Annotated in this window: 29 protein-coding genes and 1 tRNA gene; 19 read left to right on the forward strand and 11 right to left on the reverse strand. The window is 38.9% G+C overall.

Features of this window, described 5'->3' with window-relative positions:
- Nucleotide 1: 1 nt before the first annotated feature.
- Nucleotides 2-1,018: an EF-P beta-lysylation protein EpmB gene (gene epmB, locus MMP72_RS11315; protein ID WP_121928339.1), complete on the reverse strand. Its 1,017-nt coding sequence runs from the start codon at nt 1,016-1,018 to the stop codon at nt 2-4.
- An 86-nt stretch (nt 1,019-1,104) separates the two neighbouring features.
- Here epmB and efp point away from each other — a divergent pair, with 86 nt between their 5' ends.
- The 7 genes from efp (at nt 1,105) to MMP72_RS11350 (ending at nt 8,343) form a co-directional block, all read left to right on the forward strand.
- Nucleotides 1,105-1,674 carry an elongation factor P gene (gene efp / locus MMP72_RS11320; RefSeq protein WP_121928338.1) on the forward strand — a complete coding sequence of 190 codons (570 nt, stop codon included), beginning with the start codon at nt 1,105-1,107 and terminating at the stop codon, nt 1,672-1,674.
- A 180-nt stretch (nt 1,675-1,854) separates the two neighbouring features.
- The gene (locus MMP72_RS11325) at nt 1,855-3,957 is read left to right on the forward strand and encodes a carbon starvation CstA family protein (protein ID WP_004671875.1); all 2,103 of its coding nucleotides are present in this window, start codon (nt 1,855-1,857) and stop codon (nt 3,955-3,957) included.
- Nucleotides 3,957-4,262 (forward strand): CstA-like transporter-associated (seleno)protein, encoded by a 306-nt coding sequence (locus tag MMP72_RS11330; protein ID WP_171063447.1) that lies wholly within the window; start codon nt 3,957-3,959, stop codon nt 4,260-4,262. Before MMP72_RS11325 ends, MMP72_RS11330 begins: the two co-directional genes overlap by 1 nt.
- Nucleotides 4,263-4,348: 86 nt before the next feature.
- On the forward strand, nt 4,349-5,308 hold the full coding sequence (locus MMP72_RS11335) for an AAA family ATPase (protein WP_241317341.1): 960 nt from the start codon (nt 4,349-4,351) through the stop codon (nt 5,306-5,308).
- A 14-nt stretch (nt 5,309-5,322) separates the two neighbouring features.
- Complete coding sequence (locus tag MMP72_RS11340) at nt 5,323-6,240, forward strand: DUF58 domain-containing protein (RefSeq protein ID WP_241317343.1); 918 nt, start codon at nt 5,323-5,325, stop codon at nt 6,238-6,240.
- 2 nt (nt 6,241-6,242) lie between these two features.
- On the forward strand, nt 6,243-8,231 hold the full coding sequence (locus tag MMP72_RS11345; RefSeq protein WP_241317345.1) for a DUF3488 and transglutaminase-like domain-containing protein: 1,989 nt from the start codon (nt 6,243-6,245) through the stop codon (nt 8,229-8,231).
- A gap of 35 nt (nt 8,232-8,266) precedes the next feature.
- Nucleotides 8,267-8,343, forward strand: a tRNA-Val gene (locus MMP72_RS11350).
- A gap of 146 nt (nt 8,344-8,489) precedes the next feature.
- Here MMP72_RS11350 and MMP72_RS11355 read toward each other — a convergent pair.
- The 8 genes from MMP72_RS11355 to MMP72_RS11390 all read right to left on the reverse strand — a co-directional run bounded on the left by MMP72_RS11355 (nt 8,490) and on the right by MMP72_RS11390 (nt 14,453).
- Nucleotides 8,490-9,626, reverse strand: coding sequence for a phage integrase Arm DNA-binding domain-containing protein (locus MMP72_RS11355; RefSeq protein WP_241317347.1), 1,137 nt, complete (start codon nt 9,624-9,626; stop codon nt 8,490-8,492).
- A 1-nt stretch (nt 9,627) separates the two neighbouring features.
- Nucleotides 9,628-9,894: a hypothetical protein gene (locus MMP72_RS11360; protein WP_241317349.1), complete on the reverse strand. Its 267-nt coding sequence runs from the start codon at nt 9,892-9,894 to the stop codon at nt 9,628-9,630.
- The gene (locus tag MMP72_RS11365) at nt 9,884-10,273 is read right to left on the reverse strand and encodes a hypothetical protein (RefSeq protein WP_241317351.1); all 390 of its coding nucleotides are present in this window, start codon (nt 10,271-10,273) and stop codon (nt 9,884-9,886) included. Before MMP72_RS11365 ends, MMP72_RS11360 begins: the two co-directional genes overlap by 11 nt.
- 332 nt (nt 10,274-10,605) lie before the next feature.
- Complete coding sequence (locus MMP72_RS11370; protein WP_241317353.1) at nt 10,606-12,525, reverse strand: hypothetical protein; 1,920 nt, start codon at nt 12,523-12,525, stop codon at nt 10,606-10,608.
- Nucleotides 12,515-13,021: an ABC-three component system middle component 5 gene (locus tag MMP72_RS11375; RefSeq protein ID WP_241317355.1), complete on the reverse strand. Its 507-nt coding sequence runs from the start codon at nt 13,019-13,021 to the stop codon at nt 12,515-12,517. Before MMP72_RS11375 ends, MMP72_RS11370 begins: the two co-directional genes overlap by 11 nt.
- A complete protein-coding gene (locus tag MMP72_RS11380) occupies nt 13,015-13,581 on the reverse strand; it encodes an ABC-three component system protein (protein ID WP_241317357.1) in 567 nt (188 codons plus the stop codon). The genes MMP72_RS11375 and MMP72_RS11380 overlap by 7 nt, the downstream gene beginning before the upstream one ends.
- On the reverse strand, nt 13,581-13,769 hold the full coding sequence (locus tag MMP72_RS11385) for a hypothetical protein (RefSeq protein ID WP_241317359.1): 189 nt from the start codon (nt 13,767-13,769) through the stop codon (nt 13,581-13,583). Before MMP72_RS11385 ends, MMP72_RS11380 begins: the two co-directional genes overlap by 1 nt.
- 18 nt (nt 13,770-13,787) lie before the next feature.
- Nucleotides 13,788-14,453: a S24 family peptidase gene (locus tag MMP72_RS11390; protein WP_241317360.1), complete on the reverse strand. Its 666-nt coding sequence runs from the start codon at nt 14,451-14,453 to the stop codon at nt 13,788-13,790.
- A 132-nt stretch (nt 14,454-14,585) separates the two neighbouring features.
- Here MMP72_RS11390 and MMP72_RS11395 point away from each other — a divergent pair, with 132 nt between their 5' ends.
- The 6 genes from MMP72_RS11395 to MMP72_RS11420 are packed head-to-tail and all read left to right on the forward strand — an operon-like array spanning nt 14,586 to nt 17,379.
- Complete coding sequence (locus tag MMP72_RS11395) at nt 14,586-14,840, forward strand: hypothetical protein (RefSeq protein ID WP_241317361.1); 255 nt, start codon at nt 14,586-14,588, stop codon at nt 14,838-14,840.
- Nucleotides 14,841-14,861: 21 nt separating this feature from the next.
- Nucleotides 14,862-15,326 (forward strand): phage regulatory CII family protein, encoded by a 465-nt coding sequence (locus MMP72_RS11400; protein WP_241317363.1) that lies wholly within the window; start codon nt 14,862-14,864, stop codon nt 15,324-15,326.
- Nucleotides 15,323-16,276, forward strand: a complete 954-nt coding sequence (locus tag MMP72_RS11405; RefSeq protein WP_241317365.1) for a helix-turn-helix domain-containing protein — start codon at nt 15,323-15,325, stop codon at nt 16,274-16,276. Before MMP72_RS11400 ends, MMP72_RS11405 begins: the two co-directional genes overlap by 4 nt.
- Nucleotides 16,273-16,440: a hypothetical protein gene (locus MMP72_RS11410; RefSeq protein WP_241317367.1), complete on the forward strand. Its 168-nt coding sequence runs from the start codon at nt 16,273-16,275 to the stop codon at nt 16,438-16,440. The genes MMP72_RS11405 and MMP72_RS11410 overlap by 4 nt, the downstream gene beginning before the upstream one ends.
- Entirely contained in the window at nt 16,437-16,868 is a 432-nt protein-coding gene (locus MMP72_RS11415) for a hypothetical protein (protein ID WP_121928325.1), read from the forward strand. Before MMP72_RS11410 ends, MMP72_RS11415 begins: the two co-directional genes overlap by 4 nt.
- Before the next feature lie 10 nt (nt 16,869-16,878).
- Complete coding sequence (locus MMP72_RS11420) at nt 16,879-17,379, forward strand: hypothetical protein (RefSeq protein ID WP_241317369.1); 501 nt, start codon at nt 16,879-16,881, stop codon at nt 17,377-17,379.
- Nucleotides 17,380-17,414: 35 nt separating this feature from the next.
- On the opposite strand, the gene MMP72_RS11425 is transcribed toward MMP72_RS11420, so the two are convergent.
- Entirely contained in the window at nt 17,415-18,425 is a 1,011-nt protein-coding gene (locus MMP72_RS11425) for a hypothetical protein (protein WP_241317371.1), read from the reverse strand.
- 3 nt (nt 18,426-18,428) lie between these two features.
- Nucleotides 18,429-18,833, reverse strand: coding sequence for a (deoxy)nucleoside triphosphate pyrophosphohydrolase (locus MMP72_RS11430; RefSeq protein WP_241317373.1), 405 nt, complete (start codon nt 18,831-18,833; stop codon nt 18,429-18,431).
- 803 nt (nt 18,834-19,636) lie between these two features.
- On the opposite strand from MMP72_RS11430, the gene MMP72_RS11435 reads away from it, so the two are divergent.
- From MMP72_RS11435 to MMP72_RS11460, 6 genes are all read left to right on the forward strand, one after another.
- Nucleotides 19,637-19,870 carry a hypothetical protein gene (locus MMP72_RS11435; protein WP_241317375.1) on the forward strand — a complete coding sequence of 78 codons (234 nt, stop codon included), beginning with the start codon at nt 19,637-19,639 and terminating at the stop codon, nt 19,868-19,870.
- An 87-nt stretch (nt 19,871-19,957) separates the two neighbouring features.
- Nucleotides 19,958-20,353 (forward strand): HNH endonuclease signature motif containing protein, encoded by a 396-nt coding sequence (locus MMP72_RS11440; protein WP_241317450.1) that lies wholly within the window; start codon nt 19,958-19,960, stop codon nt 20,351-20,353.
- 57 nt (nt 20,354-20,410) lie between these two features.
- A complete protein-coding gene (locus MMP72_RS11445) occupies nt 20,411-20,902 on the forward strand; it encodes a phage terminase small subunit P27 family (RefSeq protein WP_241317377.1) in 492 nt (163 codons plus the stop codon).
- Nucleotides 20,903-20,912: 10 nt separating this feature from the next.
- Nucleotides 20,913-22,634 carry a terminase TerL endonuclease subunit gene (locus MMP72_RS11450; protein ID WP_241317379.1) on the forward strand — a complete coding sequence of 574 codons (1,722 nt, stop codon included), beginning with the start codon at nt 20,913-20,915 and terminating at the stop codon, nt 22,632-22,634.
- Entirely contained in the window at nt 22,634-23,848 is a 1,215-nt protein-coding gene (locus MMP72_RS11455; RefSeq protein WP_241317381.1) for a phage portal protein, read from the forward strand. Before MMP72_RS11450 ends, MMP72_RS11455 begins: the two co-directional genes overlap by 1 nt.
- Complete coding sequence (locus MMP72_RS11460; RefSeq protein WP_241317383.1) at nt 23,838-24,503, forward strand: HK97 family phage prohead protease; 666 nt, start codon at nt 23,838-23,840, stop codon at nt 24,501-24,503. The genes MMP72_RS11455 and MMP72_RS11460 overlap by 11 nt, the downstream gene beginning before the upstream one ends.
- The last annotated feature ends 4 nt before the right edge of the window (nt 24,504-24,507 follow it).

A 24,507-nucleotide genomic window follows, 5' to 3' on the forward strand; every position in this document is an offset into this window, starting at 1 on the left:
CTCAGAATGTTTGAGCCCCAAAAAGCGGTGTTTTATTTTTTTCGCCCGCAATTTCCCTCACAAGTTTTGGAACTAAATATCCCGGTAAACTTGCTAATACATCACTGTATATATGGTCTATCTCTGAAGACCTTAAATCAAAATGTTGAGCACCTTTAACTTTATCTAAAACATGCAGGTAATACGGCATTACTCTTGCTTCAAATAAACGGCTACTCAACTCAGTCAACGTTTTTGCAGAATCATTCACACCTTTGAGTAAAACCGCCTGATTTAACACGGTGATATGATGCAATGATAACTGTAATAACTTTGAGCAAGTGTAATCATCAAGCTCAGCTGCGTGATTTGAGTGTACCACTACTATTATGCGTAGCCTACTGTTTTTTAAAATAGAAATCAGCTCTTTATCGACACGGTTGGGGATAACAATCGGAACACGTGAATGAATTCTCAGTATTTTAATTTGAGGGAGAGATGCTAGACGTTCTAGCCATAAAGCGAGTTTTCGGTTGCTGAGGGTGAGTGGATCACCGCCACTTAAAATGACTTCATTGATCTTCGGATTTTGCTCAATGTACTGCTTAATATTTATCCAATCATCATTTTTAGGCAGATTTTCTTGATATGGAAAATGACGGCGAAAACAATAGCGACAGTGAATCGCACATGCCCCAGTGAGGGTAAGTAAAAAACGTGATTGGTATTTGTGTAAAACGCCTGCCATTTGGTTGGCGGCTTCTTCACCTAATGGGTCGGTAACGAAGGCTGGATGTTCTTCAAGTTCTAAATGGTGTGGTAAAACTTGCAGTAATAACGGGTCTAAAGGATCGCCAATGTTCATTTTCCCGACGAATGCACGAGGAACACGTAATTTGAACTGCTCAGAGGCGAGGATAGCCCCAGATAATAACTGTTCGGTAGATAGCTCAAGCAGATTTAACAGCTCTAAAGGATCGGTAATTAGATCACTGAGTTGTGATTGCCAGTTTTTCTCTTGATGTAAATAGTTTATCATGCCATACGTAAAAATAGTGTTAGCCGCAGCTGTGTGCCTAGTCTAGCATTAATAGATTTGAGTTTTAAGTTTGGAGTGCGCCTTTCATGGCCTATTATTCTACAAATGATTTTAAAGCAGGCCTTAAGGTTATGCTTGATGGCAACCCATGTTCAATCATGGAAAATGAATATGTGAAACCAGGTAAAGGTCAAGCATTTAACCGCGTAAAATTGCGTAATTTACGTTCTGGTAAAGTATTAGAAAAAACGTTTAAGTCAGGTGACTCTTTGGAAGCGGCTGATATTGTAGAAGTTGAAATGGAATACCTCTACAACGATGGTGAACTATGGAATTTCATGGATCCTGTCTCTTTCGAGCAAATCGCTGCAGATAAAACTGCGATGGGTGATGCTGCGAAATGGTTAAAAGACGACTCAAATGAAAAATGTACCATTATGTTATTTAATGGCGTACCTTTAACCGTTAACCCACCTAACTTCGTAGTCCTTAAGATCATTGAAACTGATCCAGGTGTACGTGGTGATACTTCTGGCGGTGGTGGTAAACCTGCTAAATTAGAAACAGGTGCAGTGGTACGTGTTCCGTTATTCGTACAGCAAGAAGAAAGCGTTCGTGTAGACACCCGTACTGGTGATTATTTAGAACGTGCATAATCGAATCTAACGATAAGATTATCTAAGGGATGATGAAAATCATCCCTTTTTTTATGCGAAAGTATTAGATAAATCATCTTTTAAAAACGATAAACTTACGAAGATATTTCCGAAGAGAAAATATAGGTATGGAAAGCCATGTAACAACTAACGAAAAGTTATGTATTTGAGAGGTTCTGAATGGAAACAACACAAACAAAATCATCGCTTCCCTCCAAACTTTTATGGAGTTTGGTTGCCATTGTAGGCGCTATCTCATTTGGGATACTCGCAGTGAGTCGAGGTGAACATGTCAATGCAGTTTGGCTGGTCCTTGCTGCGGTATGTGTGTATAGCATTGCTTATCGGTTCTATAGTTTATTTATCGCGACTAAAGTTTTTGAGTTAAACCCTAAACGGTTGACCCCAGCGCATCGCTTGAATGATGGTCTGGACTATGTGCCAACCAATAAATACGTTTTATTTGGTCACCACTTTGCCGCAATTGCAGGTGCAGGACCGTTAGTTGGACCTATTCTAGCTGCACAAATGGGGTATTTACCCGGAACAATTTGGCTGTTAGTGGGTGTGGTCATCGCAGGTGCAGTACAAGATTTCTTGGTGTTATTCATCTCTACCAGACGCGACGGTCGTTCATTGGGTGAAATGGCAAAACAGGAATTGGGCACCTTTGCTGGTGTGATCGTCATGCTGGGTACGTTAGGCGTGATGGTGATTATCCTTGCTGTATTGGCCTTAGTCGTGGTCAAAGCACTGGCCGAAAGTCCATGGGGGGTATTTAGTATTGCGGCAACCATTCCAATTGCACTGTTCATGGGCATATACATGCGCTATCTGCGCCCCGGGAAAATTGCAGAGGTTTCAATTATCGGCTTTGTCCTGATGATGGCGGCAATTGTATTTGGTGGTGATGTTGCAAAACATCCTTATTGGGGTGAGTTTTTTACCTTAACTGGAACGCAGCTAACGTGGGGACTGATAATCTATGGCTTTATTGCCTCAGTGTTACCTGTTTGGTTGTTATTGGCACCGCGTGATTATCTCTCTACATTCCTTAAAATTGGTGTGATCGCAGGTCTTGCAGTCGGTATTTTATTTGCGATGCCTGAGTTAAAAATGCCAGCAGTGACGCATTTTGTTGATGGAACAGGTCCTGTTTTTTCTGGAAGTTTATTTCCTTTCTTATTTATTACCATTGCTTGTGGTGCGATTTCAGGTTTCCATGCCTTGGTTGCGTCAGGCACAACTCCAAAACTGGTTGATAACGAAGTCAATATTCGTGTGATTGGCTATGGTGGTATGTTGATGGAATCATTCGTCGGTATTATGGCGATGATTTGTGCCACTGTTTTAGATCCGGGTATTTATTTTGCGATTAATGCACCAGCAGCAGTTTTGGGAACAAGTGTTGAAACTGCTGCGGAAGCAGTACGAAATTTAGGTTTTGTGGTAACCCCTGAAATGTTGACTGTTTTGGCACATGAAGTGGGTGAGAGTTCGATTTTATCGCGTACAGGTGGCGCACCAACCTTTGCAATTGGTATGGCGCATATCATCTCTGAAATTTTCAATAATCGTTCGATGATGGCATTTTGGTATCACTTTGCGATTTTATTTGAAGCCTTATTTATCTTAACAGCGGTAGATGCCGGTACACGTGCATGTCGTTTCATGGTGCAAGATACGGTGGGTATCGTTGTTCCAGCAGTGAAAAACTCAAGTTCATTCGTTGGGAATTTAATCGGAACGTTTGTTGCGGTTGCAGGTTGGGGATACTTTGTCTATCAAGGTGTGGTTGACCCTCTAGGTGGGATCAATTCTTTATGGCCTTTATTTGGTATCGGTAACCAGATCCTTGCATCGATGGCATTGATTTTAGGTACGGTTATTCTATTTAAAATGAAAAAAGAAAAATATGTTTGGGTTACGATTGTACCGACTGTTTTCTTGATCATTACTTCAATGACCGCTGGATGGCAAAAGATTTTCCATGACAATCCTAAAATTGGTTTCCTTGCTCAAGCCAATCGTTTTTCGGATGCGATTGCACGTGGTGAAGTACTTGCTCCAGCAAAATCTGTGGCTGAGATGCAGACTATTGTATTGTCAAATCAGATTAATGCAGGGTTGTGCGCGTTCTTTATGATTGTTGCAATTGTGATGATTATTGCCTCGATTGGCGCGATTCGTAGAGCCTTGGCAAGTCCAACACCAACAGCGAATGAAGCACCTGCGGTCTATACCGAAACGCCGATGACTGCAAATAGTATCAAAGGAGAGTGATGATGGATTTTAAAATTGCTCGTAAAGGAAGTGCAGTGATTGTGAAGATCATTAAATTCACCATCATGTCGCAAAAACATTTGTTATTGTCACCAAGAAACTGGTCGAAAATCGCGGTTTTATGGCAGCATTTGCAACAGAGTTTTCGTTTAATGGTCGGTGTACCTGACTATGAAAATTATGTGCAACATATGAAAACACACCATCCAGATTTAACCCCAATGGATGCTAAAACTTTTTATCGTCACTGTGTAGATTCGCGCTATCCAAGTGCGGGCGGTGGGATGAAGAAATGCCCTTGTTAGAAATAGAAATTATTTGATTTCTTTGAAAAAAATCTAAAACAGTGTATGTTGATTCATACACTGTTTTATTTTTGGGGGATAGAATAATGTGGGGTCTGGAAAAAGTTTCAGTTCAAGAAAACAATCAGCAAAATCAAAAAATACAACAAGATATTCAGCATTATGAGCATAAGATCAAAAGTTTTTTGCTCGAGGTTAATCAGCTTATTTTGGATAAATCACAGCAAACCAAATTGGCGCTGACGTGTTTATTGGCTGGTGGTCATGTGCTGTTTGAGGATTTACCCGGACTTGGAAAAACAACCTTAGCCAGTGCATTGGCACGCTTAACAGGTTTGCAGTTTCAACGGATTCAATTTACCAATGACATGCTCGCAAGCGATGTGATTGGGATTAATATGTTCAACCAGAAAGAACATTTATTTGAGTTTAAAAAAGGGCCTATTTTCACTCAAATTTTGCTGGCAGATGAAATCAATCGCTGTAGCCCAAAAACCCAAAGTGCCTTGCTGGAAGCAATGGAAGAAGGGGCGGTCACCGTCGATGGTGTACATTATGAATTGCCACAGCCTTTCTGGGTCCTCGCCACACAAAACCCACTATTTCAAAGTGGTACTTATGCATTGCCAGAGTCGCAATTGGATCGCTTTTTAATGCGCTTGTCACTCGGTTATCCATCACGCCAAGCTGAGAAATTACTCTTACAGCAAAGTTCCCGTCATGTGTTGATTCATCAGCTAGCGGCTGTATTTGATCAAGCCGATATATTACATTTGCGTTCATTGGCTCAGCAGGTATTTTTAAGCAATGCCGTCTTAAACTATATTTTAGATTTGGCTGCTGAAACACGTAAACAACGGCATGGTCTGTCAACGCGTGGTGTCTTGGCACTTAAAGCTGCGGCGCAAGCGTATGCATTGGTTGAGGGTCGTAGCTTTGTCACCACGGATGATGTGCAGACTGTTTTCGTGGCTGTAGTTGCGCATCGTTTAAGCTTGGCAGAAGTGGATGTGAAACAAATTTTGCAATTGGTCGATGTATTGTAGTAGAGGATAGATGCATGCAAAGCCGATTCAAACAGCAAGTTTGGCAGTGGATTGCAAAGCGCTTTCAGGTGGATCGCAGCAAAACGCTGTTGCAAAAAGATATTTTGGTTTTTACTCATACACATGGTTTTTTATATCTTGCTCTGATTCTAATTACTTTTATCGCTGGCATTAACTATGGCAATAATCTGATTTTAGGGTTTTGCTTCTTATTAAGTGCGATTTTATGTATTAGTTTTTATTTAACCTTTAAACAGTTGCATGCTTTACATATTGAGGTTGTAAGCGATGAAGTCGGACAAGTGGGGCAGGTATTAACACTTAAACTTTTTCTGAAACAGAAATCAAATGTAGCTCGATATTTACAAATTCAATGGCACGATCAGGAACAAATTTTTTATTTAGACCAAGCGCAGCAAAGTCTTGAACTTGGTTTTTTCCCTCAACAACGTGGCGAATATGCTTTTGATACGATTAAAATCTATTCGACCTATCCTTTAGGATTGGTTCGCGCTTGGACCTATTTAAATCTAAAACAAAAGGTATGGATTGCACCTAAGGCTTATGATTGGCAAAAAGAACATAAAAATCAACCATCACATACCAATGATAGTCTGGATGAATTTCGTGAGCTAAGAACTTTTCAGCAAGGGGATTCTTATCAAAATGTGGCATGGAAACAAGTCGCACGGGGACAAGGCTTTTTTATCAAAATGTTTGAAGCTCAAGCCAATCATCAACATTTAGAGATTGATTATCAGCAGATACCCGTACAAAGTCATGAAGAAAAATTAAGCTTTATGATGGGATTGATTGAGCAGTGTGAACAGTTTGGAGATGATTATGCCTTGATTCTGCCACATGCTCGGTTGGAAAGTGGGCAAGGATCATCTCAGTTGATTCAAGCAAAACGCTTACTTGCGCAGGCCTAAGAATGAACAAACCAATTTTTTTCACTATCTTGGCTGCGCTCGGATGTGTACTACTCGGGCAGGTTAGCTTTGTTCCAATTTCCTTGAGTGGTTTATGGGGAATTGTGTGGCTGATCTTAGTTTGGCGTTATCACAAACAAAATTTAAAGCCGCTCCCGAAACCAATACTGATTATTTTTGTCTTGGTCTCATTTGCGCTGATCTATTTCCACTATCAAAGTCTGCTTGGCGTTGAACCGGGTGTCGCTTTACTAAGTACCTGTTTATTTGCCAAGAGTCTTGAAGCTAAAAATACCCGAGATTTATTGATTGTTTTCAATTTTGCCTTATTCGTTGGTGCAAGTTTACTTTTACATAGCCAAGCCTTTTGGATGGCAATGATTGTTTTCGTGACATTTGTTATGTGTTTAATGGGCTTGTATCGTATCCAAACGGGTTTGTTGAATCAAAATACGTTGTCTTCCAATCAATTAAAACAAGATGTTAAACAAGTTTTTAAGTTCATTGGTATAGCAACGCCATTTTTTATTTTGTTGTTCATTTTCTTCCCGCGCTTACCACCACTTTGGGCCATTCCGATTCAGAATGATCGGGCTATTACGGGTATGAGTGATCGAATGTCACCCGGAGATATTGCACGTTTGTCTCAGTCCACAGCTTTGGCTTTTCGTGTTGTAGCTGACATGTATCAGTTTCCAAACCGTAAAGAGCTGTATTGGCGTGCTTTAGTTCTAGATGAATATGATGGTGTGACATGGGCCAGTAGTATTTTTAATCAACATGTAAAAAACACGCAAAGCACTGGGCGGATTGTGCCATATCAGTATTTGCCTGCTGATGAACAGGCCAATTGGGTTATGGGCTTAGAGTATTCAATTCCCCAAGAGCGATATTTACAACTCTATCAGGACGATAGTATTCGTCCTACAAAATTGATCAAACGAAACCAACCGATACAAATGTACTGGTTAGGACGAAGCACCGCTGGGCCAAGTGTACTCGCTGAACGTCAGTTTGAATTAAACACTCGATTTGATGAAACACGAGATCAAAAAGCCCAACAATTAGCGGGCAAGCTGTTTGAGCAAAGCCACCAACATCCTGAAAAATATGTGCAAGCTGTTTTAGGGTGGTATCGTAAAAATGGTTTTGTCTACACATTAAGTCCGGGAACGTTGGGTGGCGATCGTATAGATCAGTTCCTATTTTCCAGTCGTAAAGGCTTTTGTGAACATTATGCATCTAGCTTCGTGATGCTGATGCGTTATGTCGGAATTCCTGCTCGAGTAGTGACGGGTTACCAAGGAGGGCAGCCAGCATTTGATGCGAAAAGTTGGGAGGTTCGTCAACTGGATGCGCATGCATGGAGTGAGGTTTATTTAGATGGAAAATGGAAAAGGATAGACCCAACCGCAATGATTGCGCCGCAACGTATTGATACTGGTATGCAGGATTATTTGGCGCAAGACCAACGTATTTGGGGCGATCAGCAAGCGAAAGCTTGGCGCTTACAACAGTTTAAATTTCTAAAAAATGTACGTGTTTGGAATGATTATTTAAGCTATCAATGGCAAAGCAAGGTTGTAGGCTACGACGCTGAAAAACAGAAAAACTGGCTATCTAAACTCGGGCTTGATTCAACTTATGGCTATGTGGTCGTGTTAATCATCGGTATATGTGGAATTTTAATTTCGTTTTTGTTTTTTGCTTGGTGGCGACACCGTAAGCAACAAGCCATATATCAGCGGATGATTTTAAAATTTCAAAAGCAACTTCCTAAGCATTTGCAGAAAATACCCACTGAAACGTTCCAAACGTGGATGCAGCGTTTATCTTTAACTGTTGAAAATCAACAACCATTTAAACAAGTGATTGTGCTGTATCAGAAAATCGTATTTTTAGAGCAAATGAATCGCGTTGATCTACAACAATTTAAAAAGTTGCTTAAAGACTGTGCGGTTGTGATCAAACAAGATCAAAAAAACTTGTGATCATGCTAAAAAATGAATATCATGCTTTTCATTCTAGGTGTATAGCTCAGTTGGTTAGAGCGCTACGTTGACATCGTAGAGGTCTCCAGTTCGAGTCTGGATATACCTACCAAAATTCACTGTGAAAACAGTATATTAAAGCCCACTACAAAAGTGGGCTTTTTTATTTTCGGGGACTTTTAGGGGTATTTTCGGGGAACTCCGTTCGGTTTTAATGTGAATAAGTACAATAAATCGCCGTATTTAGAATTTAAAAAATCATCTAAAACTGACTCGTTGCGGCTTCGGTTCTTCATGTCCTTGTAGGTAGTGATCCGTCATTTTTTCAGTGGCATGACCAGCCAATGCCTGAGCATATGCTTTGCCATATTTCTCGGTAATATTGAAAATACCCAACGCACGCAGATCATGAAAAGATGGTCTTTGTCTCAGCTCTAGGTGATCACATGCACCCGACAAATCCCGATACTTTTGGAATTGCTTGGTGAGGTGATCTTCAGTCACAGCAAATGCATGTAACTTCACAGCTCGGTTATGCGCTGTGATGCGAACAGGACGAGTCGCAATGAGGTAAGGGCAGTTCAAACGGAATGAATTTTCAAGGCACTTCACCACAGCTTCCGCCAGTTCAGGATGCATATCTACTTCGATATAGATCGGCTTGTCATAATTTAATGACTTGTGCTGCAACACGGTAAATGTATTTTCTTTCACATTCACCGCCGTGCGTAACAGTGCCACCAGATCGCCACGGCGTTGAGTGGAATGCAAAGCTAAGTCGATTGCATACTTCAACCAATCAGGGCTTACAGCGCGTATTTGAGCAAGCGTTTCATTGCTCAGTCGTTGCCGTGTTTTCTTCGGTCGAATCGGTTTTAAGGTTTTCTCAGCGATGTTGTCATTCGCCCAACCATTTGCCACAAAGTATTTAAATATGTCGATCAGCAAAGAACGGTGCTTTTCTGCTTGGAACGGCGTTTGTTCTTTTAAATAAGTGGCCAACATATTTAAAGTGATTTCATTGCAAAAGATCGAACCCCAAGTTTCGATGTATTTATCGCAGTTGGCATTGATAATGGTCAATGTCGATTTGGCATAGGTCTTTTCAGAGAGTCGCAGTTGTAAGAACTCTTTTAAGCCATCTTCAAAGCTTGGAATGTTGGTTGTGATTTTACGGTTAGTCTCTAGTATTTTTGCGACGATATCAGGATGTCTGTCCAATGCCGCATTTAAAGCCATCGCCGCAACGATAGCTTCATTGCGATCTTTGCCGAGTGATTTACGTTGTCCATTTGGCAACATATAACGGTAGTAGATTGTACCATTCGACTTTTTATCAATCTCGACATGGGGTGGGAGGTCGAGGCTCCCTGTTCCGCGTGGTCGTGGTGTCATGTCATATCTCAGCTAATATTCGATCTGCGATCGGATTGCCTGTTACAGGTGGAGACTCCAATGCAATTTTAGGTGTATCGCTGTTGTAGTAGAGTGGTGCACCCCAAGATGTGCATTCGATATACCAATGCGTGCCTATTTTCTTACCACTCAACCAACCACGTTGAATGTGGCTAATGAGTGTTGCACGGCATGGTCGAGACTCTTCATCTGTCCAATATTTTTTAGCAAAGATAGTAAGCTTAACTCGTTTGATATTAGTCGCCATTTGGAGTTGCCTCCTTTAAACGTTTGTTTGCTCGTAATTCTTCTTTAGTAGGTCTTCGTGTCCACTCTGGGTTTTTACTGTAATAAAGCCCATCATCGGCAATTACTCCTGATCCCAAAACCTCCTGTACAGTAAACAAGCGATCTGAATCGAACATTTTAACTCGTACAAATTTATCTCCAACTGTTAGATCAATTGGACTTGAAGGATTTGAAGTGACTAATGCTTTTTCTAAATTTTCACGGCAATTTAAAATATCAGCATAGTCTTCACCTGATAAATGATTGTAATCATTATCTGGATCCATCCATTTAATCGCTGTTTCAATTACCTTTTTTGGAAGGAACGTATAACCTTCTGGAATTTGAAAATTAGACATATTCTTACCCTCCAATCACTGCATAGCAAAAGTGGATGAACAGCCAAAGTAATAAGGCGAGTAGGGTAAAGAGGCTAAATTCTTTGAGGTTGATGTATATGACTTTCCAAACTGACAGGCGAAGATCTGCCGCCGTTGGGTGTTGAAAAAGGATAGGTGTTGTTTGACTGTGTATAGGTTTTTGTTTCATACTTATCTCGCTTTAATGCAAAGCCCCGTCGCCGTCCAAAGTGAAGGGGCTTTTTGTTGTTTGTGAGATAAATATTACCAAAAAGGTAATTAATTTCAAGTTAAAAATAACCTATTTGGTTTAAATTACCAAATTTAGATTTTTATGATAGAAGTTTTGCGTCAAAAGTCCTTTTACCAGCTAAAAATTCAATTTTATTGCAATCCGACATAACTGGGAATAGCTCAGATGTAGAGCAAATTAATTGAAATGGATTTTCTAAAGAATTACATGTTTCAGTAATAATTTTTTGAAGATTTTCGGCTCGATCTTTTTCAAGTCCGCCATCATTTATACCATCTAAAACAAAGAATCGTGGAATTCTTATCGCTGAGTCTTGATCAGCCAAAACAAGTAAGGCTAAATGAAATAAATGACGTAATACAATTGTTGAACTTTGTGAAAAATGACCTGAACCATTTATATAGATTTGATTATCTTCGAAGCTTACTTCAACAGTGTTCTTTGGATCTAGAAACTCTTCTTGTACACCAATATCCTGAGATAAAAGATTTTTTAATATATCATTTAAATTATTGAGAATTTTTTTAAGACGATGTTCTGCCGCGCTTTTCATGTGAGTTATAGCTAGATCTATTTTAGAAATTTCAGACTGCAAATTGTCTCTCTTTCTTTCAAGTTGTTTAATTTCATCGGCAATTGATAATCTGGACTCAATATTTTTTAGTTCAGTATCAATTTCACCAAGTTCTCGGTAGGATTCTATTAATACTAGCTCTCTAGCAGAATGCCAACGTGCAGTTAAAATATCAAATTCTTGTTTTTTATCATTAAATAAATATATTTGTTGATTTAGTTGCTCATTTGTAATTTTTAACTTTTCTTCCTCATCACTAATAAGTTTTTTTGACTCCTGTATTTGGAAATTAAGTTCAGTTTTCATTTGCAACAAATTCTTTTTATTTGCATTTTCTGATGTTTCTGATTTACATAGGTTGCAAATGTTTTTATTGCTATTGATTTGTGGGAGAGATATTCTCGAATGGCAGCAAGGACAAAAATCAAAAATAATGTTTGTAATTAATTCATTGCTGGTAATTGAATTATTTAGCTCATTTAATCTTATTTTCAATTCATTCACAAAATTATTTAAATCAATTATCTCTAGCTGTTGAATTGATCGTTGATCCTCCAATGATATAACTGCTTTATTTAAGGCTGCCATTTCAGATTGTATTTTATTTTGTAGCTTAGTTTGATCTAAGTCAGTTGATTCATTTTCAGTCGATGAATCATTAAAGGAAAGAAGTTTTTCCAATAAAATTTCTTTTCTTTTCATGAGATTACTTCTTTCTTCTATGATAAACTCCTCTATCATTTGTTCAGATGATTTACCAACAATTTTGAAAAAAGATTGTAATCTTGAAATACATTCTGCTAATTGTTTATCAAAGCTCTTTTTTAATAATTGTTGTTCATACAGCTCTCCACTGAATAAACCGAAAATATAGTCTCTAATTGCAATTCTTTTTTCAGAGTTATCCCATCGTTCATATCGGAAAATTGGTAAATGATTATTAGCTTGATCTGCGTAGAGAATTCTTAATAGTTGATGCGTTGTGATGCTAGTCTCAGACGAAACTGTTTCAGGATAATTTAAATAGTCAAAAAATATTTTAGAAAAACCGAATTTATCATTATAAGAATTGTATGGGAAATTATGCCATTCGCTCTTATCTGCTGAAATTGCATCAAGGATTTTCCCATAGAAAATACTCAAACCCTCTCTTTGTTTGTTATTTATTTCTCTAGCAATTGTTATAAAATTTTCATTGATTTCCACCTCAGTATATACTACAGAACATAACTGAACTATAGGTGTGAAATTTATATCTTCTCCACCTAGAGAGTAAATAAGTACATCTAAAAGTGAGCTTTTTCCTGCACTATTTTTTCCATAAATAACATTTAGACCTTCTAGGAAGTTTATATCTAGGGCGCATTTTCCTTCTTGAAAAACTATCATTTTATTTATGCTGAATGTATTGTAGTTATTTATCATAACGAAATTCCATAAGTGCTGTTCTATCTTTTAATCCATCTTTACCATTTAGTGAGTAATTCAAAAGGAAATCAAATATTAATTTTTCTACATTATATGTAATATATGCATCTAATATGGGAAGTGATAATGCTAGTTGAGAAAATTTATTTCCTTTTTTATATTCATTTGAGCTGCTACTTTTGTCCAGATATTCATTTATTACTAAACTTTGTAGCACTTTTTCCTGAATGAAAGACATTTTTTTTGCCATTAAAAATTTATTTTTACATGGACGGTAAGTATCATTTATATTCTCAAGTTCTTTCCTAATAAATTTACCTCTAACTTCTTTCGGGAATTTGATAAATTTAATTTGTTTAGGGAAGACTATATAGAAATCAATTATTTTAATCCGATCTGCATCAATATATTGATTTTCTTCCAATATATTAAATAATTTTAAAATCCTATATGTGCAGTGACTTGCATCAAATGCTGGATGGTATATTAACATTTTTTATCCCAACAAATATGACAATTACCAGCTAGAAAATAAAATAACTGAACAACACAATCATTATTAGACCCTAATGGTGTTCCTATTAAAAGACGCTCAATTGGTTGAATAACCTCTTTTAATATTGCTGCTTCAACTTCTTGAATACTAGCATTATTCTGAATCATAGGAGAAATTATGTGATTAAATGTTACTTCAATTCTAGCTAGTATCTTAGCTATTAGAAACTGAAATGCTGGACTATCTTGATGCTTGGCTATCAATCTACCTGCTTTAGATTTAAATCTTTCAGCACTGTTAACAAGATATCCTCTATTGGAATCAATTAACTTCTTTTCTAAGCCTCTTTGATCTTCTCGAAGCATTCCACTAAAGTGTTCTAGGTCTTCTATTTGTTCTTCAATATCAATTTCATGCCCAGCTTGTATTGCACTAACAAGTTGAAAATATGGATGAGTAAATATTGCACTATCATCCCCATGAAAGTGGTAAGTTGATTTATTGATATCGCCTGCAGCAACATCACCCCCAGCTTGAATATCTTTTTGACTAGTCATTATTTATTCGATTTATTAATATTGCCGCCAGCAACATCGCCGCCTGCATTAATCCCTTTTTGAATTGTCTTTTTAGAATGATCAGCTTTGTTTATGTATTTAGTAATACTTACTCCTCCAATGCCACCAGCTAATATACCACCTAGAAAAGAAAAAATTTCTGATAAATGTTGATTAAGAAAGTCCATGATTATTCTCGCTTTTAATTATACATCTCTATATAACCCAACAACTTTCCCAACCAATTTGCATCCTTCACGAAGCTCCATGATTTTTTCAAGCCATTTAGGGTTAAGGGGTTCTAAATACATACCGTTGCTTTCTACGATCAATTTTTTGAACGTTGCTTCTGTTTCCCCGTCACATGCAACGATAACCAAATCACCTGTTTTTAAATCACTTATTTGAAAGTCTGGATTTACATATATTTTGTCACTAGGGCGGAAGTCTGGAAGCATTGACTCCCCAACAACTTCTAAACCGTAGCCATGTTTTCCACATTTAGGATTTGGAGGAAGCCACTCTTCAAACTGCGTATCTGAAGGTATAGATTCCGTTGATGTCCATGTACCAGCTTGTACCCAAGAAATTACTGGGATCAATTTGCCAATCAATGGTATTGGTTCAGAAACATTCGCATCTGAAGATTTAGACTCTTCATCATGTGGTAAGTCAAGCCACCCATGAGGTTTATCAAAAGCAATCTCGATTTCACGAGCTACCTTGTTACCAATTCCTTTAATCGGATTAGTACCAGCGAATTGGCTCGCTTGTGATTGTCCTTTCCCAATTTTGTCAGCAAAACTGGATACACCACCAACTTGATCAACAAGTAAACGAGTGTTTTTGTATCTAATTGATTTGCTATCCATATTTATCCTGAATGTTCTGTGACAAGTCACATATGTCAATTGTAGGTTTATCACCAAAAAGGTAAACAAGAAAAAAGGTTGTTTTTGCATTACCTAAAAGGTAATATTTGGATTGATACGTGAGGATCAATCATGAAATTTAGAGATTTCGTACTGCAACAAAGCCCAAAACAATTAGAGCAGTATGCAAAAGATGCAGGAACAACAGTCGGTTATATAAAAACTCATTTGCTATATGGGTACAAAGAACCACGTAAAAACCTTAGAAAAGCATTGTCTATTGCTAGTAAGGGGAGTGTTTCTGAAGCCGAAATTCTTCAACATTTTGGTTTATATCCAGTCTTAAACGATTACAACCAAAATGGTAATAAAGCACCCATCGAATAAAAACGTTCAAAGGAACACGATATGAACATATTAGATGCTGCTTATAACACTGTGCATGACTACAAAGGCGGCGCATCGGCACTTGCTCCACGTATGGGCATCAAAAGTCCCGCCGTGCTTAACAGCAAAGTCAATCCAAACACAGATACCCATCACTTGACGTTGTTCGAAGCATCAAAACTGATGGCACTCACCAACGACTACCGAATACTGCAAAGCCTCAATGCCCAACACGGCAAAGTGGCGATCAACCTGCCTGACATACCCGAAAGCCGAGACACTGCATTAACCGATCTCGTCCTGACCTTTGGAATGAATGGCGGAAACGTCTACACGCTATTTAAAGAAATGATGGCAGACGGACGCATCACACGCGGGGAAGCACTAGACATGTCTAGGGTGATCCACCGACTCCACGAAATATTGGCTGAACTCGATACGCAGATACACCAGTGCGTAGACGATAAAAAAGAGGTAACCCCATGAGCTTAGATGCAACCAAATGGGCATGGGATGTTCAATTCCCTGAACGAGCTAGCGGCAGCTTAAAAGCACTAAAACGATTAGTGCTGTTGTCACTTGCCGATCGAGCAGGAGAAGACCATACCTGTTTCCCAAGTATTAACCGACTAAGAGACGACACCACACTCGACCGTAAAACAGTGATGAAGATCATCGCTGAGTTGATCGAAGATGGATTGATTGCTGATACTGGTGAAAGAAAAGGAGTAACCAAACAAGTCAAAGTTTATCGCTTGTGTGGCGTTTCAGGACGAGAAAATAAAACCGTACCAACAACGGAACTCTTTAAACAGGAAAGCCCCGATTTAAACAGTACCGAAAGTGGAACAGTACCAACAATGGAACAGTACCACTCTTCCCATGAAAGAGTACCAACAATCCCACCTAACAGTCCCAACAGTGGTACACGGAATCTACCAAAGAATCTTCAAGAAGAATCTAAAAACAAAAAAGACTGGTTTTGCTTGAAAAAACTTCGTGAAGAAATTTCATTGGCGGATGACAGCATCGAAGCAGAAACCATCTTGAACGCAAAATGGGCTGAACGAGAAAAACGCGCATTCGAGATTTACAACCAAGACAAATCCCTTTGCGATGAACTGATGAATTTTCACTTTGCCGATTGGTTGCTCAACGCACACCGAAATAAATATTCAAACACTGAAAAAACGGGGTACAGCAAAACCACTGCATCCGAAAACCCAAAGCAGCTCAGCGACAAACAAATTGCGAGCTTTGCTCAGAAACTTGCACACCATCCAGAATTTTCGAGCAAGTACAGCGAACCAGGTGAATCATTTGAAAAACTGGCTGCACGGATCGCCGTAAAACTACAAAACCCAACCCAAGCCAAAAAATGGGAAGGCTACCTGAAGCAAGTCGGGTTTAGCGGCAGTTTGAAGGAGGCAGCATGATTCCTCAGGGCACAACACACATCGAAAATGATGGAACATTTTGGCAAAACCAAAACGGCACATGGACCTACTGGAGCGACGTGTTTGGTTGGTGTGGATACATCGGTTCGGTGAACCACATGTTTTTGAATAACAAGATCGAGTTGGGGATGGTGCAAGCATGAAGATCATGATCGGGATAGATACTGGAGTGAATACAGGATTCGCCGTAGCTGCTGACCGTGGTAACGGCGGAGAACTTGAACATGTTGAAAGCCTGTCAATCACACAAGCGATGGCCAAAGTCCAAAAGTACGCTCAAACATGGGGTATCCAAAATATCTGCCTGTATATCGAAGATGCCCGAAAACGTACTTGGTTTACAGGTGGACGTGAAAAAGCTCAAGGCGTTGGATCTGTAAAACGAGATGCGCAAATTTGGGAAGATTGGTGCAAAGAGCAGGGCTACACCTACAAGATGATTCACCCAGCAGCCAATGCTACCAAAAAGCAAGCAACAGACTTTATTCGAATGACAGGTTGGAAAGGTCGAACCAATGAACATGCGCGTGATGCAGCCATGTTGGTATTTAAAAGATTTGCGAAGTTTTGAGGAATAGAGAATGAATGCTGCAGTAGTAAACCAACATATCTTGCAAAGTGTGGATTGGACTCGATTTGATTTGGAAGGCTGGCTCTACCAGTTTGGTGCTTGGATGTTATCTGCAATGGGTACGTGTGGACGCATTGTTAATCCAATTGCTGTGGCGATGGACAGTGCAGCCAAAGCGAGAAAATATAAAAAGCTCTCTAAAAAGAAACAGCAACAGATCATTGTTGATTATCTCGCAGGGGACTTTGAACCACCTAAGATCAAGAACAGCCGTATAAGCTGCCAAATCAATGACAATGAAGCTCGCGCCGTACAGCGTTTGATATTAGATATGCTAGGGCAGTCTGAGATCATGGATGATTGGATGGATGCAATCATCGACCGATACTTTTATGGCAACTCATGGGCTGAGATGGTGACAGATGAACGCAGTCAGATGGATGCACGAATGGATGTTAAATGTGGCTTGGCTGCGTTGCATTGTCGGTATGGGTTTATTGGGTTTTTATGAGGTTTTCGACATCAATTCCTCATTATTCAACATTGCTATGGGATATGATTTTCTAAGAATTCTTTAACAGTCAGCACTTTGTCTTTCAAACAATTTACTCTTTGAAAAAAGCCATCATTTGATACAAGAAAATCAACATAATCAATAAAATATATATGCCCAATATCTTGTGAATCATTGCGACCAGGTGTCTGACTAAGCAGTATTGAATTTAAAGCAATTTCATTAGTAATAGTAGGAATTGTAAAATTCCTTGCATTATTAATATAATTATCAAAAGATTGCATGGATTTATCAAGCTCTTCTTCAATCAACTCATTAATGATTTCTTTTACTTGGTCAAATTTCATTAAACACTGAATTTGTTCTGGTGCGTCTTTACATTTTTTAAAATTCTCAGAAAACACTTCTAAGTCTGATGTTGCTAAATTTTTTAATGGTTTATATTTCATCAATTTTTTATCTAATTCTTTATAATAATAACCATCTAACACAGCAGATTCTATATATTTTTGAGCAAAAGATTTAGCGAAATCTCTATTTCTGTGCTGAAAACCCTCACAACTACATAGGTTTGATAAGGGTTGATATTTTTTTTGTTTGCTGTCTAAATCTTTTACTTTATCAATATTATCGTTTAGTAATTTTTTATGATCAGTTGTGAAAAGCTCATCAAATTTTCTAAATAATTGATAATCATAACTTTCTTCGTTGTTTTCAATAAGGAAAGAAATATTTATAAATTCTTTATAAGATTCACACTCTAATATTAGCTCATACATTTTCATAGTTGCTTTCACATCATCAATTTTCCAATAATTAAAGCTGAACACTTCTGCACATAGACTAGAATGGAAGTGTTCTATAACTTTAATTTTTGATTTTTTTAACTTTTGAAGTATGTTTTTTCGCCTAATAAATTTTTCATCATCTGTGATACCTGAAATTATTTCAAATATTACCCATGCAGAAATAAAAAGCTCCTTGTCTGAATTAAATACAGCAGGCGTGTTATATAAGATGTTGGTGTCTAAGTAATATCTCATATTTTAAATACTCTTAATATTAAGTAAATATTCAACAATAGGAATGTCTGCTGCAGCCCAATCAAGTTGCTGTAATTCGTCTACATGATGCCACTTTATATCCTGATGCTCATGTAATACCAGTTCATCAATGCTATTTGCTTCACATAAGTATGTGGCCAGCTCGATTTGAAAGTCAGGATAACAATGCTCAACAGTGAGTAAATAACTTTTCACATCAATGGCTAAATTCAGTTCTTCACTGATCTCGCGTATAAGCGCTTGTTGCGCAGTTTCATCTGGTTCAACCTTTCCACCTGGAAACTCATATTTATGCGACAAATACGAATATTTATGCTCACCTTTGAGTGCACATAAATATTTTTCTTGGTAGGTGATTACTGCAGCTACAACGGTTAATTTTTTCATGGCGCTGATTATAAGCTAATTTTTTGTTTTAAAGACATAACTTGACCCTGTACAAAGTGTGTGGCATATTTCTGCTATAGTGAGCGAAGTTATAATAGTTCACTAAGTTTATTAAAAGCTCATCGAATGGTGAGCTTTTTTGTTGTAAGAATAGTTCATCGAATAGTAGGTAAATTTAATACTTAGATATTACTATTTATAATTAGACTAATTTTTTAAGTGCTAAGTACATATACATGGTAACAACAGCAAGACTTAATCACACCTCATCTTTTGGTGGAAGTGGCGATGAACGTAACCCAAAAGAAAAATTTATAGACTATTGTGAGTCGAAATATTTCGCGTCTAGTCATTACTCTTATTACTCGAGGAAATTGCCTAAACGGGAATTAACTGAAACTGAATTAGTAGAAAAGCAGAAATGTGAAGATGCAATAAATAAGAAATTTACGACGGAGGACTATTTTTCCATTGGTTTAATTCTTATTCCATTCTTATTTTTTTCGATTTGCAATATGAAAGGATATCTTTCAGTAAAAAAATTTGAACGAGAAACAGGTAAGAAAGCTGACATGTCTATTGAGATGGTACCTATATCTTCGCTCTCATTTGTTTTAACTGCCTTTCTCTGGTTGATACTCTATATCATGTACTATGCATATCTTTATCATAAGTATCCATATTGAGAATAGTTCTGAAAGGAACTTTCCTTTAAATTTGCCGGACGGATTACGGCACACAAAGCCCTGCTAACACAGATGTGATAGCGGGGCTTTTTCTTTTTCATATTAGAGGATCAATCTATGAAGTTTGTAAATTGTCAGGGTTGTGAACAACGGAGGAAATGGCTGCATGACCGAGCAAAACAATCAATCAGTTCCATCCAGCGAGCAATTGACGTTCTCTCAAGTGCTGGAACAAAACAACCAGATCCTAAAGCAAAACAACCTACAGATCCTAAAGCAAAACAACCTACTGATCGTAAATCAAAACGAACTGATCAAAGCGATAAAGCAGTTAGTGCAGATCAACACTAACCAATCCCATCACATCCAAGAACTTATATGTTTGATTACGGATGAGTCAAAGGATGAGGATCAGCATCAATCTTTGGATGACTAATGATGTCAAGACCATGCCGAGAATATGGATGCCCCAATCTTGTTAAGACAAGAGATCAGAAAGGCTACTGTGATGATCACGCCAGCAAGCGAAGCAACTGGAACAAACGCCCACAACGATCAGGATCAACCACAGAACGTGGATACGGACATGCATGGCGATTGCTACGTGAGCAAGCGTTGCGCCGTGATGATTATCTTTGTGTGACTTGTGCGGCCAATGGTTACATCGTTGAAGCAACAGACGTGGATCATATCGTTGCCAAGGAACATGGCGGTACAGATGACCTAGTAAATCTCCAATCGCTTTGCTCGCCGTGTCACCAAGAGAAAACGGCTAAAGAGGACAGTAAGAATGGGAGGGGGAGTCAAAAAGTTCAGACCTTTGCACCTAAATGACCGCCCCCCAAGTCACATTTTTACGTGCGCGAAATTAAAAATTCAGGGTATTGACAAATGAGTGGAATTGCATCTGTTCCTGGGCGAGGTAGAAAGCCCAAACCGCAAGAGACCAAACAGGCATCTGGGAACAAAGGTAAGCGACTGCTCAATAATAATGCGCCTGAGTTTTCTGAAGTTACAGATATCGAGGTTCCTGAGTACATCACTCCAATGGAGCATGCAGCCATGATGTGGCGTTCGGTGATTCCGGAGTTACTGAAAAACAAAGTGCTTCGGATTACTGATATGCACAATATTGAAGCTTTCTGTATTGCTTACCACAACTGGCGTTCAGCCCAAAAAGAAGTAGCTTTGTTCGGGGTTACGATGACAAATGATCAAGGTGGCGTTATAAAAAATCCGGCATTAACAGTGCTAAACGAAGCATCAAAACAGATGGTTACTTTCGGTTCATTGCTGGGTTTGGATCCGTCATCTCGTAGTCGTTTAACTGGTGGAAATGGCAAACCAAAAGATAACCCGTTTGCAAAGGTATTGAATATGTGACGAGGTAGAAATGACAGCTTTCCCAAACGTTGACATAGCAAACAAGTGGGCAAAGCAAGTTGTTTCAGGAAAAATACCTACGTGCAAATGGGTAAAACTGGCTTGTCAGCGCCATTTAAATGACTTAATTCACGCTAAAAAGAAAGAATTTCCATATAAATTTGAGCCTAAATTGGCTGAAAAGAAGATCGCTTTCATTGAATTGCTACCCCATACCAAGGGTGAATGGGCAATGAAGAAAATGAAGATCTCGCTTGAACCTTGGCAAAAGTTTGGAATTGCTTGCACCTTTGGATGGACGCGAAAAAAGGATGGATTCCGACGTTTCAGGGAGAGTTATTGGGAAGTACCTCGTAAGAATGGTAAATCAGCGATTGCTGCTGGTGTCGCTCTTAACATGTTTGCGAATGATGGTGAGTTCGGTTCAGAAGTCTATGCTGGTGCTACGACAGAGAAGCAAGCTTGGGAAGTATTTAAACCTGCAAGATTAATGGCCGTTCGATCTCCTGAATTTATTGAAGCGGCAGGCATTTTGATCAATGCTGGAAGTCTAGAAATACCAGATGAGGGTTCGGTTTTTGAACCAATCACAGGTGATCCACCAGATGGTCAGTCACCACACTGTGCTGTGGTTGATGAGTTCCATGAACATCAGACTTCATCGCTATATGACACGATGCAAACAGGTATGGGTGCTCGCCGTCAGCCAATGATCTTTACGATCACCACAGCAGGTTTCAATATTGAGGGGCCTTGCTACGATCTACGTGGACGAGTGCAGGAAATGCTGTTGGGTACGGTACCCGATGATGAGCTTTTCGGTTGGATTTGGACCATTGATGATGGAGATGATTGGACTGATCCGAAGGTGTTGGCCAAAGCCAATCCAAATTATGGCGTTTCTGTCTACGGTGATTATCTAGAATCACAGCAGCGTCGAGCAATACAGAATGCATCTAAACAAAACGCATTTAAGACCAAGCATCTAAACGTTTGGGTATCTTCTCGAACTGCCTATTTCAACATGGAAAAGTGGCAAGGCTGTACGGATAAAAACCTTAAATTTGAAGATTTTTTCACTGTTCCATGTTTAATGCCAATCGACTTGGCATCCAAGATAGATATTTGTGCTCGAATCAATTTGTTCTACAGGATTGAGGATGGAAAATTACATTACTACTGCATTGATCCTCGCTTCTATCTGCCAGAAGACACTGTGATGAACGGTGAGGAAAAACAGGTAATTGATCGGTATCAGAAATGGATGAATCTTGGTTTTTTAGAGGTTCATGATGGTTATGAGAATGACTTTACGCTCGTAGCAAGTGATCTGATTAACGATGCCAGTAAAGTTCCTCTGACTGAGGTTCCTTATGATGAGTGGGGTGGTTTTCAGGTCGCGCGTGACATTACAGATGCGGGATATGAGGCAGTGAAAATTCCTAAGAATGTGAAAACCTTTTCACCGGCGATGAAAGAGCTGGTCGCAGCGATCTCATCTGGACGTTTTCATCATGATGGTAATCCGATTTTATCTTGGATGATCGGAAACGTAATTAGTAAGCCTGATGCCAATGAAAATGATTTTCCTCGTAAAGAGAAAAGTGCAAAGAAGATTGATGGTGCTGTCGCATTATTGATGGGTATCAGTCGTATTTTATCTTTAACGAGCCAGAAACAAGAATCGAATTTATCTCAACACTTAGAGAAACACGGGGTTAGAAGATTGTAATGAATTTATTATCAAAAATGGGGGCGTTTCTTGGTTTCAAGAATTCGCCCTCAATCATTTCTAGTCCTGATGATTTAGCCAGACTTTGGGGTGCTGATTGTGTCGTTGGTAGTCAGCCAATAACCCCAACACGAGCAATGCAATTAACAACTGTATTTACATGTGTAAGGGTTTTGTCTGAAAGCATGGGGATGTTGCCTTGTCGGCTATATCGCAAAGAGGGCAAGAAAAAGATTCCTGCTGAAGATCATAAGTTACATGATCTTCTTTACGTTGCACCAAATGACTACATGACTGCTCAAGAGTTTTGGGAGTTGTTAATGGTGTGTTTGTGCCTACGCGGCAATTTTTTTGCATATAAAGTTTATGCACTGGGCCAAGTTGTTGAGTTGTTACCGCTTGATCCCTCAATCGTTACTCCAAAACTTAAAGATGATTGGACTGTTGAATATCACGTTTCATTTAAAGATGGTGTGAAGATCCTTTCACAGCAAGAAATTTGGCATGTTCGATTATTCACATTAGATGGTTTAAATGGACTAAATCCAATTGCCTACGCTAGAAAGTGTTTTTCTCTTGGTTTAGATCTTGAGACGCACGGCTCAAATCTTTTTAAAAATGGTGCTGTTACTTCAGGTGTTTTAGAAACTGATGAAGAACTTACTGATACAGCATTTGGTCGGCTTAAAACAGAGTTTACTGAAAATCATACAGGGCTTACCAATGTTTATAAGCCAATGATTTTAGAGAAGGGACTTAAGTGGAAACCAACAGCACTCAATCTTGAAGACTCTCAATTTCTTGAAACGAGAAATTATCAATCAAATGAAATTTGCGCTTTGTATCGTGTGCCTCCGCATTTAGCAGGCATGTTGGAAAAAATGACACTGAATAATATTGAGCACATGGGTATGTCCTTTGTGAGTTATTCACTTGTCCCTTATATGACGCGTATTGAGTCACGAATCAAAGTCGGTCTGATCAAACCGAGTGAACGAAATAAATATTATGCCAAGTTCAATGCAGGAGCATTGATCCGCGGTGATTTGAAAACCAGATATGAGTCATATGCGATCGGTATCAACTGGGGTTTTTTATGTCCAAACGATGCTAGGGAACTAGAAGACATGGACCCACGCGAAGGCGGTGACATTTACCTCACACCAATGAATATGACTACCAATCCTGATAAGGGGAAAGATAGTGGAAGTTAAATATTTAAATGTTCCCCTAAAAATCAAATCTGTATCAGATACGGGTGAGTTTGAAGGGTACGCATCTGTTTTTGATGTCATTGATAGTTACAGCGATATCGTAGTCCGTGGTGCGTTCCAAAAGTCATTAGAACGTTGGGCTGAAAGAAATGATTTACCTTCAGTGTTATGGCAACACCAAATGGCCGAACCGATTGGACCATTTACCGAGATGAAAGAAGACGATTATGGGCTTTTTGTTCGTGGTCGTTTACTTATCGATGATGATCCATTGGCAAAACGTGCGCATGCTCATATGAAGGCTGGCAGTGTCAAAGGGATGTCGATTGGTTACATGCTCAAAGATTGGGAATATGACTCTGCAAAGGGTGCATTTTTACTTAAAGAAATTGATCTGTGGGAAGTGTCTATTGTGACCATGCCTGCAAATGCTGAAGCAAAGATTACCGAAGTGAAAGCATCACTTCAAAAAGGCGAGATTCCTTCGCCGTCCAGTGTAGAGAAAGCATTACGAGAGGTAATGGGACTTTCTCAAAAACAGGCCAAGGCTTTTATGGCTAAAGGCTACAGTGCATTAGGTTCTCAGCGAGATGTTGAAAGTCAATCCAGCACAGTCGATTCAATTAAAGACTTAACAGCATTTTTAAGAGGATAAATAC

This window comes from Acinetobacter sp. NIPH 2699 (genome assembly GCF_022549355.1).
Lineage (GTDB): Bacteria > Pseudomonadota > Gammaproteobacteria > Pseudomonadales > Moraxellaceae > Acinetobacter.